This is a genomic window from Methanoregula sp. (assembly GCA_041645435.1).
Classification (GTDB): domain Archaea; phylum Halobacteriota; class Methanomicrobia; order Methanomicrobiales; family Methanospirillaceae; genus Methanoregula.
Map to the genome: position 1 here is coordinate 171,874 of JBAZQB010000005.1, position 18,413 is coordinate 190,286.

Genomic DNA, 18,413 nt, shown 5'->3' on the forward strand with positions numbered 1-18,413 from the left:
CAGGTATCCCTGCTCGGTAATCCCTCATCGCGAATCGTTTCACTCCTTTTTTTAAGATGATGACTGTATTTCCTGTCATTAATCTGCGATGTTCAGGAATTTCCCCGTCCATAGCATTAATCAGGATCAACGGTAAACCAGTATTTTAGCAGAAACACGGGCACAAAAATGTTCGAGCAATTCTTTGAACACGATACAAGCGGCGTCTTAAAAGGGCTCACTCTCGAATGGAAATGCCCCAAATGCGAAGGACTTAATTTCAAACTCATCTTAAAAGAGCAGCGGAATAACGGTGAATATCACACCCGCTGCCGGTACTGCAAGGCAAAATACCGGGTGGACTATCCTGTTCCCAAAAGGGCAATCGAGGGAGAAGAAGAGTTCCTGGAACGATTGTCCCATGAAGATTTTACCCGCGAAGAAGAACTGGACATGATCACGGACTTTGCGGAAATTGCGGCATTAAAAGTTGATCGCGCCCCCCCGGGGGTCATCAAAGAGAAACAAAAAGCCCTCGAAGAAAAGATTACCTTTGCAAAACGGCGCAGGCGGTTATGATCCGGCTGCCCTTCATCCTGCACGACAAACCCGAAGTGCCTGAGAAATTCGTTTAAATCCAGTCATGGATAATGGACCCCCCCCTACACTCACAGCAACGATGACCGGAGTGGATACAAAACCCGATACACCGGGCCCTGTTGTTCCGGCAATTATCACAAAAGTATAAATGATCAGAAATAGCATCCCCTCAATACCTGAAGTATCCGGTTGATGCAGCCGGGGATACGGGCAGATGGAAGGGGAACCGGCCAGGACCTGCCTTCTGGTGTTAATCCCTTAAAAGTGTACCATGGAATTTACTGCTGTTCAGATGGATGCGTTGCAGGAACTCGCCAATATTGGTTCTGCACATTCGGCTACTACACTATCGCAGATGCTTAACACCAACATCGGCATGAGTGTGCCTAAGATAGATGTTATCGATATCTCAAAAGTGGGAGAATTCGTTACGGATGAATTGACCACTATGGTCATCTTTGAGCTCCAGGGGGATATCCCGCACGGGGGATATTTAATCCTGCATTTTCCCCGCGACTCTGCCAAACGCACCGCAAATATCATGGAGGGGACTTCGGAATTCGACCACTCGTTCAGTGAGATGGACCAGAGTGCGATCCTCGAAGTCGGCAACATTATGATCTCATCTTTTTTAAGCGCAACTTCCGATCTCATCGGCATGGTTATGCTCCCTTCCCCCCCGGTTCTTGTTGTTGATATGGCGCACGCGGCCATCACTTCTCTTGTTGCCCAGATGACCGTAGAAGTGGATGATGTGATCCTTTTTCGTGTCCAGCTGACCTCAGATGAACACAAAATTGCCGGAAATATTCTCATCTTCCTCGAAGTCAACACGCTCCAGCAGATCGCGTTACGTCTCGAAGCCATGACGAAAAGTGAAATGACTGCTTAAGCACAGTTTACCCGGGATACACCTGCCGGACAAATATCCATTTTCCATCGACCTTTTCTTCATGGAGATTACACCCTGCCCGGACAGGGAATTTCCGTATCATTCCGCAATCTATTCAAGACCCCCCGTAAGAGTATTACGATCAAGAGTGTGGTGTGGGATGGAATCGGTTGTTCTGGGTGGATTGGTATTACCCTTCATTATCCTGATCGCACGGATCGTTGAGACCAGTCTTGAAACGGTCAGGACGATCTACATCAACCGGGGGCATGCAAACCTTGCTGCCTGTATTGGCATAATAAAAACCGGCATCTGGCTGCTCTCTACCGGTCTGGTGCTCACCAACCTGTCGGATTACCTGAATCTCTTTGCCTATCTTGCCGGCTATGGTCTCGGGACTCTGCTCGGCATGGAGATCGAGAAGATGATCTCCCTTGGGTATGTGATCGTCCGGCTCTTTATCCCGGCTGATCCCCAACCGCTCATAACCGAGCTCGCTACCCTCGGGTATGGTATGACCCGGATCGAGGGAACGGGCAGTTTCTCATCTACGGTGACGATTGTCTTCATGATTGTGCCCCGTTCAGAACTCGGACGGCTGATGGGCATACTCTCGCGGGAATATCCTGAAATTCTTTATACCGTAGAAGATGTGCGCAATATCAAGGAAGGTGCGAAGATCTTCCACAAGGATGCAAAGAGCCGGATACTCGGATTTTTCGGGCTCTGAATCTTTAGCGCCTTCTTTTTCCTCAAACAAAAGTTCTATGTTCTGTCCCATCCACGTAACTCGTTATGGGGTGTTCGGGGATGACGTGCGATGAACGGTAGAGATAAAATTCCCATTTACAATGCCCGCACGGGAAGAACAGAAGATGTACCTCCGGTGGTAAAAACCGATGCAGAATGGCGGGCACTTCTCACCACGGAACAGTATGACGTGGCGCGAAAAAAGGGCACGGAATACCCATTTACCGGTAAATATCATGCATTCAAAGAGCATGGCATCTTCACCTGTGCCTGTTGCGGTACCGACCTGTTCGAATCGGCTTCCAAATTCGATTCCGGCACCGGTTGGCCCAGCTTCTCTGCTCCCGTATCGGAACTCAACATCCGCACCCACACGGATAACTCTGGCGGGATGAGACGCACCGAAGTGCTCTGTTCCCGGTGCGGGGCTCACCTGGGGCACGTCTTTGACGACGGTCCTGCCCCTACGGGCAAACGCTATTGCATGAACTCGGCGGCGTTGGATTTCCTTAAACGGCCATAACTTCCCGGACATAATATCCTGCCCGTGATAATCCCCGTCACGTCATAAGAAAAACCTCCAATGCGTGATCTTATCAGATTTCCCGACCCAGTATATTAAGACAAATGGATCTTCTGATACCGGCCGTGATTGGCATTGGCCTTTCTATGGACTGTTTTGCCGTGTCGCTTGCCATCGGTACGACAACAAAAACCCGGCTGATTTTCGCTGCGGTAATCATCGCGGTATTTTTTGGTGTGTTCCAGGCAGGTATGACCGTCATAGGATGGCTGGCCGGGTCATCCATTATCAGATTCATTTCTGCCTGGGATCACTGGATTGCGTTTATCCTGCTTGCCATAGTTGGCGGGAAGATGATATGGGAGGGTGTATGCGGAGGCGAAGAGGAGGCCCGTATCGAGGTTGTCCAGCTGGTCCCGGTGATCGTTTTATCTCTTGCAACCAGCATCGATGCCCTTGCTGTTGGTGTCAGTTTCGGGGTACTTCAGACCGCAGTGCTCATACCTGCCATTATCATCGGGGCGGTCTGTTTTGCGATCTCGTTTGCCGGTGTGATGCTGGGCGAGCGGCTTGAAGATATTCTTGGCAACAAAATGGAGATAATCGGCGGTGTTATCCTCATTCTGATCGGAATAAATATCATTGGTGAACACCAGTTCTGGTAAAAACCAGGTTTTTCCCGGATGGTCATACCGGAACGCCGTATTGTGGAATGTGTACTGAATCGTTGTATTGAAACGATAAAATAAAAAAAAGATTGGATGCTTTTTACGCATCCCTGCCACACAGGGTCGTCAGCTTACCAGGATTCTGGGAACGCCATGTTTGTGTAGAGATCTTCGAGCCGGGCTTTGTGGCCGCGTTCCATGTTTGCCAGCTGGGAAAAGAGCAGCTGCGTCTCGATGTCCTTTGACAGGTTGGCCAGCTGTGTATACATCTGCATTGCTTCAAGCTCTTTCTTAATAGAGATGACAATGCCCTCAAGGGGTTTCATGTCTACTGACAGAGCGGGAGTCGGAAGAGAATCTCCGACTTTGTAGTCATGCGATGCATCAAAGTGCATCTTTGCAACATCCTTTGTGAGCATTCCCTGCAGGAACTCGCGGTGTTTCTTCTCTTCACCGGCAAGCTCGGTAAACAGTGACTTTAATGCCTTGTCCTTAACCTTGTCAGCAACGCCACGGTAAAATGTGTATGCTTCGACTTCCCTGTCAATTGCTGTAGAAATGATCTTCTTTGCATCGTCTGTCTTCATGTTTTCACACCTTTTTTTTTTAAATACTACTCAACATATATAAAAAACTAGTGTCTCTTCTCAAATTATGTGAATACTCCCATCTGGCAGGTTTTCGTCTGAGGATCAACCGGTTTAGCCAGCGTGCTCTTGTTTTTATAAATATTTGAGAATACTCCCCTGTCTTCTGGTGTTGTTCATCTCCTGGGTGGATGGAGAACGAGTATGAAAAACGAAGTGCAGTTTGTATTTCATGCCGTTTGTTTTATCAGATACTCCCGTGAACACTACATAGACATGGACGCAGATGACCGTGCAGAGATCGAACAGATTCTCGGCTATCATTTCTTTGAACCGCAGCACCTGATACGGGCACTCACGCATCCTGCCTGTGCCCACGAACTGCTCCAGCAGAACAAACGGTGCATGGACCAGGAAGCCTACAGCACGCTCGGAGATGCCGTGCTCAAGACGGGGCTGATCCTCTATCTCATGGAAAAAGGTCTCGAGACCAAAGGTGAGATCACGGTAAACAAAGAACCGGTTGAGAAGAACGAGACCCTGGCAAAAGTCGGCAAACGGTTAAAGATCAAACGGTTCATCCGCCTTGGGCGCGGGGAGAAAGAGCTGATGAGGCATGGGGAAGAAACAATCCTTGCCGACACCGTAGAAGCTCTGATCGGTGCCATATTCCTTGACAGCGATGCAGGTTTTGGCATCGTAAAGCAGTGCATCGGGCTCTGGTTCGAACCCGAACTCAAGAAGATCAAAAAAGGGGCGGTAACAAAGCCGGCAGAAATCCCGCTTATCAGTCGTCCCCTTTCATCTTCCAGACGTGGAGCACCCAGAGGTAAGAACCCAGTGTCGCGATCACCGTGGAGAGGATGAGGAGCGGTACATACCACCATTGTGCTGCCATTGTCCCGTCCATGATTCCGCTCCCTGCGATGGTGGCGATCGTATTGGGAACCAGAAATGCCGTGCCGAGCACCGTGAGGTACGCGGTGACGAGCGCGAACCGGTTGTTCAAACTCTGGAGCTGGTTATTGTAGATGCTCTGCATCACTTCAAGCCCTGAAGCGAGTACCGTTGACATCTGTTCCGAGAGCTCGATGTGCCGGTCGATGTTATCCGACAGGATGCCGATCCTGCCTAAAAGTTTTTCTTCGTTTGTGATCAGGTCCGCATCCCCGTACCGCAGCGAATCGACCACATCCTTTGTCGCCCAGAGCACGTTCAGGTAATCGATCAGCACATGTTTCATCCGGTAGATATCGTGGGCGATCTTTCTCTTGGCTAAGTTCTCTTCAATCAGTGATTTGCTGATCTGGTCGCCATGCATCTCGATCTCGCGGAGGTACTCGAAGTTGCGGTCATTGTTCTCATCGATGATCCGCTCGAGAACGAGGGTGATCTTGTCGATAAGCGGCTCCTCCGCAATCTTTTTGAAAAACGGGGGGGCATACCGGGAGAATCTCAGGAGCCGGTTGATCTCCTGACTGTGAACGGTTATGATGAAATTGTCGCGGAGAAGGACAAAGAGGGGGTGAACGGTCATCTTCTCTGCCTTAACGGTTACCGAAGGGAGCATGATGCCCAATTCGGTGTCGTAATCTTCGTAGGCTGAGTAAAAACCCGTGGACAGTTTCGGGATTGGGATCTTGGAGAAACCGGTTACCTGAGCGATCTGCTCGATCTCTTTATCATCATCACTGGTACTACAATCGATCCAGGCGATACTGGCATCGCGGATTGCCGTAAGGTATTCTTCAAGAGGACGGTCCACCAGCCGGTCAATCCTGCCATCTTTGTAGAGGATGATACAGAAACTCAAAGGGATGGGCCCGGAGATCTGGGGTGTCTGGGGAGTACTCTGCATTTTCATGATGGCACCTCACTCCATCCGGCGGGTATCTGTGCCGTATGTTGTACGATTTATTGATACCGGAAGTGTATATAAGTGGCTGCCATTTGTTGGTGATTATTGTTAAGATCCAGATGTGGGTTATCGGAACACTTATTATCCCGGATGCTCTTTTTCGGTTATGGATAATCGCTGGTCCATACTTTCTGCAGTAATCCTCATCTTACTTTTCATCTCCTGTGGGTGTACCTCAATAACCCCATCCCCGAAGGTCCCCGCATCTCCCGTTCAGGGACAACCCGTTTATCAACCGGCGCCCTCCCCTGCACGCTCAGGATCTTTTACTCTCAATATCGACGCACTTGCATCGGGTTTGGCTCTTCCGGATATCTATAGCTGCAAAGGTGCAGGCGAATCTCCTCCCGTTTCATGGGATGGTATTCCTGCCGGGACGAAAAGTCTCGTCCTGATCCTTGAAGATCCTGATGCACCGGCCGGGACATTCACCCACTGGCTTGTCTATAACATTCCCCCGAAAACCGGTAGCATACCCGGAGGCCAGACCCCCCAGAAGGTGCTGGCAGACGGAGCGCAGCAGGCTGACACCAGTGCCGGGTCAAGGGGATATTATCCTCCCTGCCCCCCAATCGGGACAACACACAGGTACATATTCCGGTTATATGCCGTTGACATGGATATCACCCAGCCGACTGCAGACCGGGAGTCAATTGACTGGGCGTTACAAGGGCACACCCTCGCAAAGACCGAATTTTTAACAACGTTCACACGATGATATATTTTTTAAGGTGATTCGTTAATTAGAGCCACCAATTAAGATTTTGTTTCAGTTTTTTTAAGAAGCCATCTCCAAGAGAAAACTTATCAGATGTTCTTGGGGGCTTTGGTTCCACCTCCGCCCCCGCCACTGTGGCATCCCCCGGATTGCGATAACGACGTATTACCTGTAACCCACCTCATCCAATCACAATGCGCCCTGTCCCCCTCGGGGGACAGGTGGCGCAAGAGGGGGGTATGGTATTATCAAAATAGGCTTACTACAGACAACAAAATGTTAACTATTTGTTGATTTGATATCTGACATTAAAGGTTGGTGGCACCAAATGATGAATCACCTTTTTTAATTATCCGGACCTGTTCCGGACGGATACCGCAAAGATAATTGCAACTGCAATCGTGAGCAGAAAACTGGCAAAAAAACCATATGCATAGCCAGCTGCCATAACGACAATACCCGTGACAAGCGGACCTGCCGCATGTCCAATGTCCATGGTTGATGATAACGCCCCCATCGATGCCCCGATCTGTTCTTTTCTCGCAACATCAGCGATATATGCGCTGGTTGCAACAGTAGACAGAGACATACCAAGGCCAAATACAGCACTCACCAGAATGACCGTAGAAAAATCCGATACGAAAGGAATGCAAACCGCTGAACCTGCAAGGATGATGAGACCTGCTGAGATCTGGATGCGTTTGTCGAAACGATCAGCGAGTGTTCCAAAGAACGGTTTGGTCCCTGCAATGATCAGTACCTGCACTGCAAAGATGATGCCAATCAGGTAAGGGCTGATGCCCCGTGATACAAGGATGAGGGGGAGGAATGTCTCGAATGCCCCGAACGTAAAGTAAGTTGCCATATCAACGAGTGCGGTAGCACGGAGCCGGGTATTGGAGAAAAATGCGGTAAAACTCTCATGGAATGTTGAGATCGGGAGCAGGGTTAACGGTGCAGGGCGGTCTTCGCGATACATGAGGGTCATGATGAATACTGGCACTGCAGAGAGAGCTGCAGCAACATATACCATCCGATAGGGCAGCAACCCCGGGTACATCATGAATGAGGAGATGATGATTCCTCCTGCGAGCGGTGCAATTGTCCTCCCGATGAGTGTCGCCGATGAGTACTGCCCGAGCATTGCCCCCTTGTTCTCCGGAAATCGTTCGGCGATCACTGCAGATATGACCGGCCCGAGAATTGCAGTGGCGGTACCGTGAAAGAACCGGACCGGAATCAGCCAGAGCGGATCGAAGATGAGCAGGTAGAGAAGCGGGGCAGACAAAAACACTAATCCCGAAGTAATGAGCAGTTTTCTCCGCCCGATATGATCAGACAATACACCAACCGGGAACGAGAACAGGATGCCGGCCAGGGGAGAAACCGCCGCCACTAACCCGATCACCGCGTCATTTGCCCCGATAGCCTGCGAGAAGAGGGGGAGCACCGGGTTTTTCGAGATCGTGGTGGAAAAAATTGCAAAGAACCCGAGCAGGAAGAGGTAGTACATCATCCTGCGATCCGGAGAGAATCGTATTCCTGGTGGAATAATCGGGTGTATCATGGTTATGATTGGCATTCGTGGCGATCAGGAATAAGAATTCTGGTACCGGTGGTTAAGGAATAAAACAATAATGCTAATAGTGATCACTCCCTAAAAACTCCGTATGAAGAAATCTGTATCCTCTGGATTTGCAGTCCTTACTCTTGTGGTGCTGGCAGCACTCCTTGTGCTTCCGGTTTCCGGTGCGGTCGATTCATCAGCTGCGACAACAACCTCTCCGGCAAAACCTTTCATCAGTGCAACCGTTTCATCGGTAGCACCCACAGTCGGCGACCCCGTCACCATCAGTGGTGTAGCAACCGGTGCGAACCTTGCCTCAGGTGTCCAGATATGGATATTTGCCGGGAATTATATCAATGCAACAACCGTCCCGGTCAATGCAGACGGGACATTCTCCAAAACCTACCCGACAACGGGACTTCCCCCGGCAATGTACTATGTCTTTGTCCAGAGCCCGGGCCCTGATGGGACATTCAATATCGATCTGATTGATGCCGGCATATATTCCGGGCAGGTCGTCAACACAAAGACCAATGCGATGATCTTCAATTTCACGGGAGTCGGTAGTGTGCAGGATGCAGCAGCAGCCCAGGCGCTTTCCGCTGCTTTTAATCTGCCCGGACAAGACGACATATACACCAAGCTTACGTTCCAGTTGACAGCTCCCGTTGCCACCCCCGAGGCTGCGAAAACTGCTGCTCCCGCTGCAGCCACCACGGCAAAATCCCCCCTGCCCGTTGAAGTTACCGCAGGTGCGCTTGTGATCAGCGGGTGCTGTGCTGCCTTCTGCATGCGAAAGACACACTAATCATTTTTCTTCTGCTGTTTTCCTGCATGACTTAGGGCGGAAAAGTTCATCATTCCAGAAACAAGACGCCTGCACATGGATGATGCACGATCCTTCTACATATCAGGTCTGTCTCTTCAGGCGGAGAATCGGCATCAGGAAGCGCTCCTTGCATTCGAGCAGTCGCTTGCTCTTGATCTGGATAATGCAGGCGCATGGAATGGCAAGGGAATGGCGCTAGCCCATCTTTTTGAAAACGCCGAAGCTATCCAGGCATTCGACCGTGCCCTGACGCTGGGAAAAGACAATGAATTTGTCTGGTACAGCCGTGGTATCGCCCTGCACCTGCTGGGGCGTAATGAAGATGCAGTGCAATCCTTTGATCATGCACTTAAATTAAAACCGGATTACCTTCCTGCATGGACGGGCCGGGGTGATGCCCTGGTCGCACTTGAACGGTATGATAGTGCGATCGAGGCTTATGACCAGGCCCTGCGGGATGCTCCCGATACTTCAGCAGCCCTGATCGGAAAGAGCCTTGTTTATTTTGTACTGGGGGATTATGCAAAGGCGCAGGAATTATCAGAAAAGACGATCGCGCTTGAGCCAGACAATATCCTTGCACGGGTTACACTAGGATCTGCTCTCATTGAGCTGAGGTTATACGAAGAAGCAATTGCCGTGTATGAGCAAGCGATAAAACTCGATGAGCACAGTGAATCTGCCTATGCAGGTAAAGGGGTAGCACTTGCAGAACTGGGCCGGTTTCCTGAAGCGCTCGAGGTATTTGACAATGCCCTTTCCTTAAATCCCGCGATGCCGGATGCCTGGACCGGCAAGGGAATGGTATTGGGAAAACTGGGGAAGAACAGCGATGCAATGCAGGCGTTTGATCGGGCGCTTCTGCTCAACCCCGACTGTGCAGCGGTCTGGTATACTGAGGGAAAAATATTCCGGTTTGTCTCCAGCACCGAAGATCGTATACTGGTTACATCCCGCATGCCCCCGGTCAATCCGCACAGTTCGGAAGCATGGGGCAGCCGGGCGTTTGAAAAAACACTGGCCGGCCTCATGGAAGAAGCCGTGCAGGAGTACGATAACGAACTTCGGACTGATTTCCATTCAGCCCCCCTCTGGTATAACCGCGGAGTGGCACTTGATACACTTGGCAGGTCGGAAGAAGCGATACACTCCTATGAAAACGCTCTCAATGCTGATCCCGCCATGATGGCCGCATGGTACAATAAGGGTCTTGCAGAAGTCGATCTCGGGCAGTTTGCAGAGGCAATCATCAATTTTGATCATGCACTGGCACTTGATAAGACGGCTGCCATTATCTGGGTGAACAAAGGTCTTGCGTTCTTCCGGCTCTTCCGGTTCGAAGAAGAGCTTGCAGCATACGATGCAGCCCTTGCTATAGACCCGGTAATCGCAGTAGCGTGGTATAACAAGGGTGTGTCGCTCTGGCAGCTGAACCGTAACCAGGAGGCTCTTGTTGCGTTTGAAAAAGCAATTTCTCTGGATAACGGGCTGGTTCGGGCATGGTTCAACAAGGCTGTATTCCACAGCCGGGAAGGATCCTATGAACTTGCACTGCAGGCATATGATCTGGTTCTCTCTCTTGAACCCCTGCATGCGCTCGCATGGGTGGGGAAAAGTTTTGTCTTAATCAATATCGGGAGGTCGGGTGCAGGCAAAAAGGCCTATATCCGGGCAAACCAGGTGGCAGAGCAGCTCTCGCTCATGCGGAGGAATTATGGGGGTGCGCTCTTCCTGACACGGAGGGGCCGCAATTATGTAGCCTTCCTGGATAAAAAACGGAAGGCCCCTCATGACGCATCGCTTGCATGGTATTCGACTGGTATCGATCTCTACCGGAATCACCGCAACGAAGAGGCCATTGGTGCATTTCACCGGGTACTGGCAATTGACCCTTCCAGTTCACGCAGCTGGTATTATATCGGACGCGCTGCGGCGGATCTCGGGAGGTACCAGGAAGCACTCGAAGCCTACGGTCATGCACTCCGTTTTGATCCTGCAAATAAACAGTGCTGGAACAACAAAGGACTTATTCACCGGCGACTGGGACAACCCGAAGCCGCACTCACATCGTTTCATAAGGCACTTGAGCTCGATAAAAAATATTTCCATGGCTGGTACAATCTCGGGCTTGTACTGCTCGACCAGAAACGATATGCGGAGGCTGCAGGGGCTTTCGATACGGCACTGGCCTTAAAACCCGGCGATCCCCGTTCCCTCAACCGGAAACATTACGCATCACTCAAAGCCGGGGTTTCCTGATTTTTTTGCTCTGTAGAAACGTGCATGAACGGGAGTTCACACCAGAAGCATGAAAATCGTTTTGTGATGTTCCCCCGCCTCAGGGCCTCTCTTTAGGCACGGCGGGACAAAGAGGTTTCAACCGCTTATTCATTAAAACCGCCGCGGGGGCGTCCCTTTTTGGTGCGGCGGCGTTTATCGCAGTTGTAAAAAGGATACATCTCCATTTTTCCGAATAATATGATTTTCATAGGAAAACCTTTTTTTTTACATAATATATTGCCCCCCTTTTGCGCCACCAGTCCCCCGTTGGGAGACGGGCGCAGCGCGATAGCCCGAATCCGGTTACAGGTAATACATCGTCATCGCAATGGGGGGTGCCCCAGTGGCGGGGGCGAAGCCCCCGAGAGCGGTCAGTGTTTTCTAAATGATTTCTACAGAACAGATTTTTTTACAAACGGCATCCGAAAATCCTGAATTGATGAGATTGATAAGCCCGCCCCCTCTTTTTGGCATATCCCTTTATGGTATTAAAGTCACTTTCTCATAGAGAGTTGTCCAGTATGCAGTACGAGTCCGATTCCTGGAGCCTCCCGGGCTTTGACGGGGGCATACCCATATGATATCACTGCGCCTGTACCGGATCTACGATATCGGCAGAGAGATCGACATCGACTGGCTCGAGCGTGCGCTCGCTCAAAATTATTTCACGGCACGGACCAGTTTTGTCCGGGTCAAACCAAAGTCCATCATGATGGAAGACCCGCCCCTCATGATCCAGATGCACCCGATCCGGGTGGAGCGTGAGGGCAGGTCATTTGAGTTTTCGGTGGTTGCGCGGGTGTTTGATATCGGTGCGATCAGTTTCTGTTTTGTGCATGATGACCGGGATGCTGATTATAACGAACTGGAGAATCTCGCGTTCCTGTTTGCAGGGCAGGAGGGGCTTTCTGAGTATTATGTCCAGTATCTCAAGACCCTTGGTGAGATCATTAAACCGCATATCAAGAATTTCGCGATTGATCCCGAGTTTTTTGAGGATTACACGATCTACGTGACCGACCGCCGGGACGATTCGATCGACCCAATACCGCTCCTGACCGGGGAAACCGCAAAGATCTCCCCCCAGATGCGTCAGGAGGTTGTAAAGAACTCGCTGAGTTATACGATTGATGATCTCGTCATGCTCTCGTGGGACTCTGCACTTATCTGCAATCCTGAAACCCCGACAGATATTATTGACCTGATCGAGTTTGCCAACGTGCAGGTGCTTGAACTCCGGTACTATGACAGGGAGCTCACCCGCGGGATGGAGAAGATGTACGATGATATTGAACATGCCGACCGGCTGTCACAGTTCCGCCGGAGCCGAAAGTATCACGCGATCATGGCCGCCCAGATGGAGATGTATGCAGAGATCTCTGAGATCATTGAAAAAGTTGACAACCTGATCAAAGTGACTGAAGATATCTATTATGCCCGGGTGTATGCTACCGCCCTCAAAGTGCTGCGCAGTGGCCAGTGGAGTGAGAGCGTGACCCGGAAGATCGATGTGATCCGGGAGAACTATTCAATGCTTTCAGATGAAGTGCGCATCCAGCACTCAAATTTCCTCGAATGGGTGATCATCATCCTGATCGCTCTTGAGTTCGTACTTGCCATCTGGCAGAGTATATCGTAAATAGTTTTTTTTTTAAAATTTCTGCGTGTTTCGATAAGCACACCTGAAAAAAAGTCACCTGGTTCCTATTACAACAGGTATGCAGGTACATGAAAATGGCCCAGCCATTTTCATATTAAAAAAAGTATCAGAGATACCGGTTCTTGCGCAGCCAGTCAGCCTGGGGTGGCAGGTAACGGTAGATGATATCGCATTTCTCATCCTGGAAACTCCAGGGGGTGACAATCAGGATGTCACCTTCGCGTATCCATGCGCGCTTCTTGATCTTTCCCTTGATCCTGCCCATCCGGGTGACACCATCGTAACACCGGACCCGGATATGATTTGCACCCATCATGAGATCTGCGAATGCGAACTGCTCATTGGCCCATTTCTTGGGCAGGCGAACCCGGACGACCGGCGTTCCGTCCGCGTTTACTGCGTTTGGATCTATATCATCGTTATTATTCGGTCTAATTCAGACAACTCCTTTGGTATATGTATGACGTTCTAGGCCAATGAAGGTATGTATTGTATAAATGGTGGTGAGACATCTCATAAAACTTACTTGTCGCTTACACTTTCTCCCCGCCCACTCTAACCCTTATTACTCCACCCACTCACCTCTTTTTCAATCTGATGATCGGCAAAGGTGCATATCTCAAACAACTGACTGCTTCCACAATGCAGATGAAATCGGTTGAGGTGGAAAAAGAGATGGAGGGAAGTTCTCCCCCGTCAGTGTTTATCGGCAGCTGGAATTACCCGGATGTGTATGCCGGCCCGATGATTGCTCCCCAGCATGGTGATACCGCGATCATGGACCAGCCCGAGTCATGGATTGCCCAAAACCGCACGCAGGAAGAGATCATCGGGTACCGGCTCAATCTTGTCAGGGGGAAATCCATGGTGAATGCTGCGGATCTCAGCTCGCGGTTTGTAGAGAAACTCCAGGAGATATCCTTATCCACCACATCCATAGAAAGCGAAGTTGCATTCTCGACAATTCCAACCGGTACAACATTCTCCGAAGAGTATACCCCGTTTGGCCCGAGTGCAGGGATCGAGCGGTTTGAGATCGAGAGCGGGAGATGGGATTACCATCTCGAAAAGGTGTTCTATGACACGGACCTGAGATCTGCCGAGGCAGTCACCGGCCTGCACCGGCAGGGGGTCCCGTTCTCCAGCATCCAGAAAGCATTTTCTGTCGGAACCATGGGGATGGACCGGAACCGTCACCTGGTTCCCACCCGCTGGTCGATCACCGCGTGCGATACCATGATTGGTGATCAACTCCTGACTGAAGTGAAGAAAAACCCGGTGATCGACACCTGGCGGGTTCACCAGTTCTCAAGCCTTCACAACAATTACGCGGTGATCCTGATGCCCACCGGCTGGCAGTACGAATGGTCGGAAGCGTTTCTGAAAGTGCTGGGCAACGAGGAGCTGGTATTTTCAGATCATGAAGGGTACAAGAAAAAGACTGAATACTCTCATCTCGGGGGGTGCTATTACTCCTGCAAGATGGCCGTGCTCGAAGCCCTTGCCCGGCAACAGGAGCAGGCAGGTGCGATTATTCTCAGGGAAGCACACCGGGGTTATGTACCTATGGGCGTCTTCAATGTCCGTGAGAATGTCCGGGGAGCAATGCGGCAGCCGGCACAGGAGTTTGAAGATATCCGGTCCGCCCTCTCCCATATCTCCGAATCGTTTTCCCTGCCGATAACCCGGTTTATCGAGGAAGGTGCATTGCTGCGGGAAACAATCCGGCAGCGGCAGTGCAGGCTCAGTGATTTTGCATTGGTTGCGAACTGATATGACAAACAGCATAGTACTGAAATGCAGTTGCGGGAATTTTGCCCGGGGTGCAACGAGCAGGGAGCCCCAGAGGATCATCCTGCATCTCGACATGGACAGTTTCTATGCCTCTGTTGAGATGCGGGAGAACCCGGATCTGAAAGGAAAACCCGTCGTCATTGGCGCGGATCCCCGGCAAGGCACAGGTCGGGGAGTTGTCAGTACCTGTTCGTACGAGGCGCGGGCATTTGGCATACGGTCTGCAATGCCCATCTCGCAGGCTTTTGTTCTCTGTCCTCACGCCATATTTATCCCTCCTCATTTTCCCCGGTATGCCAAAGCCTCTGCTGAAGTGATGATGATCTTAAAATCCCATGATCTGCCGTTCCAGCAGGTAAGTATCGATGAGGCATTTCTGGATGTGAGTTCGCTGGGAATTTTCTCTTCTGCACGAGATCTTGCAGTCCGGATAAGGCACGATATCCACACACAGCTCGGGCTGACCTGCTCGATTGGTATTGCACCGACAAAAGTGGTGGCAAAGATCGCGTCAGATGTCAATAAACCCGATGGTCTCACGGTTGTTGAACCAGAGGGCCTGTTCTCATTCCTTGCCCCGATGCCGGTACGGAAGATTCCCGGAATTGGCAGGAAATCAGAAGCAGAGCTCTTTGAGATGGGTATCAGGACGATCAAGGATCTTGCAGAATATGATGTCCAGGTGCTGATCGCCCGGTTCGGCCGTTCTGCCATCGCCCTTCAGGCAATCCCCGCCGGCATCGATGATGACATGGTAGAAGAGCGGGACGGTGTGAAGTCGGTCTCCCGCGAGACAACCTTTCCTGAAGATACCAAAGATGAGCAGGTAACTGCGGCAACCATTGATGCACTTGCACGGGATGTATGCCGGAATCTTGTTGATGAATCCCTGCGATGCAGGACCGTTACGGTCAAAGTGCGATACACCGGTTTTGTGACCCGGACAAAAGCCCGAACACTCTCACATTATACGGATGATCCAACTACTGTGCGTTCTACTGCACACTCCCTGCTACGGGAAATTTTTGATGGCCGTCCGATCCGTCTTCTCGGCATACGGTTGTCCTCTTTTGAGAAACGTGATGCCCGGCAGATGATACTAACGGTATAACCGCAAGGTCCACCCGGTTGATAAAGGCCGTCCTCACAATACTGTTTTTGGTATAGCACGACACCTGTCGGCTGTGAGATTTACCGCTCTGGAATACATGTCCCTTATCCACAAGGAAAGGTGAGGAACATACAAGAAAAAAGATTTTTATCTGATATTGTTATGGGACTGGAGGCTGTTCATCTGCTGTTCTAACCTACAGCAGATTGAGGATGTGTACTTTGGGTGATGCGGTACATGAGAATTAACCCGGAATAAAATCAAACCACCTCCGTTTATGGGGATATTTTTTAATTATCTTTTATAGTATTTAAACATATTTTTTGAGTAATAACTCAGAATTTCAAATTGTTCAGCATTCGCATAAACAATAAATGGTCTTTTATGCGAAAAAAGATTATTTCGCTCTGTAAATAAACCGAAAGCCAGGATATCGCCAGATATTAAGGTGACATGTTCATCTGTACTGTGCCCAAAAGTCCCATTTTTTGGAGGATTGTTTTATGTTCAGGTTTTTTACTTGGATTACATTCGGTGAAATTTCAATATGGTCCAACCTTACACGTCAGATGATTCATCTGCTGCCGATGTCCCGGAATGAAGCAAGTTACCTGCAGCAACAGGTGCCAGCATCTGTCAGGTCCGCCGCATTCCGGTTTTCCGGAACAGATCGAATGTCACTGGCACTGATAACTTCAATCGGGACGAAAAAAGGAAATGGAAGGGATCAGGGTTTTCCGCCGGGAATTGAACACGCACCGTTTGTGCAGGAAAGACCCGAAGCGCAATCGCCGGTTGTTTTACACGCAGACCCGGGACCGTTACCCCCCGTTGATCCGGGTCCCGGTGAGGTAACCTGCCCCGGACTCTGCTGCGGCTGAACCTGTCCCGAACCCGGTTTCATACAATAGCCTGCATTGCAGGACAGTCCTCCGAGACAGTCACTATCCCGTGAGCAGTCTTTATTGAACGCTTTTTCCACAGCCCAGTTCTCGCAGTTCTCACACGGTTTGCATGCATGATACTTCCAGATCGTACCGGGATCGCCCTGGAGCTGGGATTCTGCAGTATATACTTTACCCTGTCCGATGGCGATATACCCGACGCCGATCTGGACATCCCAGTAGTCCTGCGTGTTGTCAGAGTCATGCCAGATCACCTCATACATCTTCTGGTTACCGGAACGGGTGAGTGCTTTATTGTCAAGGTTGATGAACGATTTTTTAATTTTTGAGGCAAAAAACGCCTTTGCTTCTGATTCGCTCATGGTAAGATCGGGTAACGCATTGATCATCGCAGACTGCGATTTTCCGGTAACGTTTGTGTAAAACACCGCAAGCTGGTACTGCGAGAAATCCATTGAATCCGGTACTATCTCGCCCATGTGCCCCCCCATACCTTTCGGTTTTTCTTCCCAGTACCCTACCGTGTAATAGTCGAGTCCGGGGGTGCGTGGCGGTTCCCCCACCCCCGTCCATGCAGTTTTCTGGGAATCTATAGCAGGGCCAAACGCTGTGGAGAGATCATAATAATAACCCGGGTAGGGATTGCCTGCCGGCAGGATCTTGGTCATCCAGTTAGGCGGACGTATGGTTTCCGGGGGAGAGACGAGGATTTTATTGATCTCTGTCATCATCTTCTGTTTGAAGGCCGGGGTGTCGCATGCAGTACCCGCAGCGAACCCCCCCTCTTCTGTCCTGCCAGTAGGTTTCTGGCCCACAGCACTGCCTAAGCGGCTGCACACATCAGTATGATCCTGACAATACTGTTCACAGACCTCATAATGGGCGGAACAGTAAGAATTACATTCATCAAGGGAGGCACAGTTGTTGGGCCCGATAATTCCACCCATTGCCCCTCCGGAAAGGTTTCCCCCCGCAGGTGGCACCGTGCCGGGCGGATTGACACAGCCAGCAGCAACAACGAGAATTGCCGCAAAAACCGCGAGCAGGAAATAAGGTGAACGTATGTGTGTTCTCATAAGTGTGTGTGTAATACCCGCTCCTAAAAAAGGGTACGTCTTTAAAAAATTCCCAATCAGGGATTGCTTATGAAAAAATTATCCACGCATGCACCGGAAGACAAATCTATGATGGATGTCCATGCTGAAATGAACGTTCTATGAGCACCCCGCCAACTGTCACAAATTTTATTGAACACTTAAAGACCGCAGTGATGGATCCTGCTGTGGGTATACGCATCGTGAAGGTGACGGGAGATGATCAGATGGGCCTCTATGTAGCTGAACTGGGGGCACATCGTTCGGTGACCGCCCATTATCACAGGAACGGCAGCGAGATCTACCAGATTGTACATGGCGAGGGAATCATCCATACCGGTTTTCCTTCCCTTAATGATACGGTGATCTGGAACCGATCCGTGGATCTCAAAAGCGGGGATTGTTTTACGGTACAGGAGGGTCAGGTTCACCGGCTGGAAAATACCCGTTCAGAACCCATGATTGCATGCTTTGTCTGCCCGGCGGCCCATATCGGTCATGACCGGTTCATTGTCAGGGAAGCAAAGTAGTTCGATAA

At 50.4% G+C, this 18,413-nt stretch carries 18 protein-coding genes; 13 read left to right on the plus strand and 5 right to left on the minus strand.

Annotated features, from left to right (window positions below; all coding sequences use genetic code 11):
- Positions 1-168: 168 nt before the first annotated feature.
- The 5 genes from WC593_11845 to WC593_11865 all read left to right on the plus strand — a co-directional run bounded on the left by WC593_11845 (position 169) and on the right by WC593_11865 (position 3,409).
- A complete protein-coding gene (locus WC593_11845) occupies positions 169-558 on the plus strand; it encodes a hypothetical protein (protein MFA4825833.1) in 390 nt (129 codons plus the stop codon).
- 292 nt (positions 559-850) lie between these two features.
- Positions 851-1,471, plus strand: a complete 621-nt coding sequence (locus WC593_11850; GenBank protein MFA4825834.1) for a chemotaxis protein CheC — start codon at positions 851-853, stop codon at positions 1,469-1,471.
- A 160-nt stretch (positions 1,472-1,631) separates the two neighbouring features.
- Complete coding sequence (locus tag WC593_11855) at positions 1,632-2,201, plus strand: DUF5698 domain-containing protein (GenBank protein ID MFA4825835.1); 570 nt, start codon at positions 1,632-1,634, stop codon at positions 2,199-2,201.
- A gap of 90 nt (positions 2,202-2,291) precedes the next feature.
- Complete coding sequence (gene msrB / locus WC593_11860; GenBank protein ID MFA4825836.1) at positions 2,292-2,744, plus strand: peptide-methionine (R)-S-oxide reductase MsrB; 453 nt, start codon at positions 2,292-2,294, stop codon at positions 2,742-2,744.
- 104 nt (positions 2,745-2,848) lie between these two features.
- On the plus strand, positions 2,849-3,409 hold the full coding sequence (locus tag WC593_11865; protein MFA4825837.1) for a manganese efflux pump MntP family protein: 561 nt from the start codon (positions 2,849-2,851) through the stop codon (positions 3,407-3,409).
- A gap of 134 nt (positions 3,410-3,543) precedes the next feature.
- Here the strand turns inward: WC593_11865 and WC593_11870 are convergent, their stop codons facing one another.
- Positions 3,544-3,999 carry a ferritin family protein gene (locus WC593_11870; protein MFA4825838.1) on the minus strand — a complete coding sequence of 152 codons (456 nt, stop codon included), beginning with the start codon at positions 3,997-3,999 and terminating at the stop codon, positions 3,544-3,546.
- A 276-nt stretch (positions 4,000-4,275) separates the two neighbouring features.
- Between WC593_11870 and WC593_11875 the strand changes: the two genes are divergently transcribed.
- On the plus strand, positions 4,276-4,866 hold the full coding sequence (locus tag WC593_11875; protein MFA4825839.1) for a ribonuclease III domain-containing protein: 591 nt from the start codon (positions 4,276-4,278) through the stop codon (positions 4,864-4,866).
- Here WC593_11875 and WC593_11880 read toward each other — a convergent pair.
- Positions 4,787-5,863, minus strand: a complete 1,077-nt coding sequence (locus WC593_11880; GenBank protein ID MFA4825840.1) for a CorA family divalent cation transporter — start codon at positions 5,861-5,863, stop codon at positions 4,787-4,789. The two genes, WC593_11875 and WC593_11880, sit on opposite strands and share 80 nt — an antisense overlap.
- Before the next feature lie 160 nt (positions 5,864-6,023).
- Between WC593_11880 and WC593_11885 the strand changes: the two genes are divergently transcribed.
- Entirely contained in the window at positions 6,024-6,635 is a 612-nt protein-coding gene (locus WC593_11885) for a YbhB/YbcL family Raf kinase inhibitor-like protein (protein MFA4825841.1), read from the plus strand.
- 349 nt (positions 6,636-6,984) lie between these two features.
- Here WC593_11885 and WC593_11890 read toward each other — a convergent pair whose 3' ends face one another.
- The gene (locus WC593_11890; protein ID MFA4825842.1) at positions 6,985-8,202 is read right to left on the minus strand and encodes an MFS transporter; all 1,218 of its coding nucleotides are present in this window, start codon (positions 8,200-8,202) and stop codon (positions 6,985-6,987) included.
- Between the two features lie 103 nt (positions 8,203-8,305).
- On the opposite strand from WC593_11890, the gene WC593_11895 reads away from it, so the two are divergent.
- From WC593_11895 to WC593_11905, 3 genes are all read left to right on the plus strand, one after another.
- Positions 8,306-9,010, plus strand: coding sequence for a hypothetical protein (locus WC593_11895; protein MFA4825843.1), 705 nt, complete (start codon positions 8,306-8,308; stop codon positions 9,008-9,010).
- Between the two features lie 75 nt (positions 9,011-9,085).
- Entirely contained in the window at positions 9,086-11,290 is a 2,205-nt protein-coding gene (locus WC593_11900) for a tetratricopeptide repeat protein (GenBank protein ID MFA4825844.1), read from the plus strand.
- Positions 11,291-11,888: 598 nt separating this feature from the next.
- Positions 11,889-12,950 (plus strand): hypothetical protein, encoded by a 1,062-nt coding sequence (locus tag WC593_11905; protein MFA4825845.1) that lies wholly within the window; start codon positions 11,889-11,891, stop codon positions 12,948-12,950.
- Between the two features lie 127 nt (positions 12,951-13,077).
- Here the strand turns inward: WC593_11905 and eif1A are convergent, their stop codons facing one another.
- Positions 13,078-13,407: a translation initiation factor eIF-1A gene (gene eif1A / locus WC593_11910; protein MFA4825846.1), complete on the minus strand. Its 330-nt coding sequence runs from the start codon at positions 13,405-13,407 to the stop codon at positions 13,078-13,080.
- A 161-nt stretch (positions 13,408-13,568) separates the two neighbouring features.
- Between eif1A and WC593_11915 the strand changes: the two genes are divergently transcribed.
- Positions 13,569-14,744, plus strand: coding sequence for a hypothetical protein (locus WC593_11915; protein ID MFA4825847.1), 1,176 nt, complete (start codon positions 13,569-13,571; stop codon positions 14,742-14,744).
- A 1-nt stretch (position 14,745) separates the two neighbouring features.
- Positions 14,746-15,876 carry a DNA polymerase IV gene (gene dinB, locus WC593_11920; protein ID MFA4825848.1) on the plus strand — a complete coding sequence of 377 codons (1,131 nt, stop codon included), beginning with the start codon at positions 14,746-14,748 and terminating at the stop codon, positions 15,874-15,876.
- 727 nt (positions 15,877-16,603) lie between these two features.
- Here dinB and WC593_11925 read toward each other — a convergent pair.
- Entirely contained in the window at positions 16,604-17,857 is a 1,254-nt protein-coding gene (locus WC593_11925; protein MFA4825849.1) for a hypothetical protein, read from the minus strand.
- Positions 17,858-17,997: 140 nt separating this feature from the next.
- Between WC593_11925 and WC593_11930 the strand changes: the two genes are divergently transcribed.
- A complete protein-coding gene (locus WC593_11930; protein ID MFA4825850.1) occupies positions 17,998-18,405 on the plus strand; it encodes a cupin domain-containing protein in 408 nt (135 codons plus the stop codon).
- Positions 18,406-18,413 lie beyond the last annotated feature (8 nt).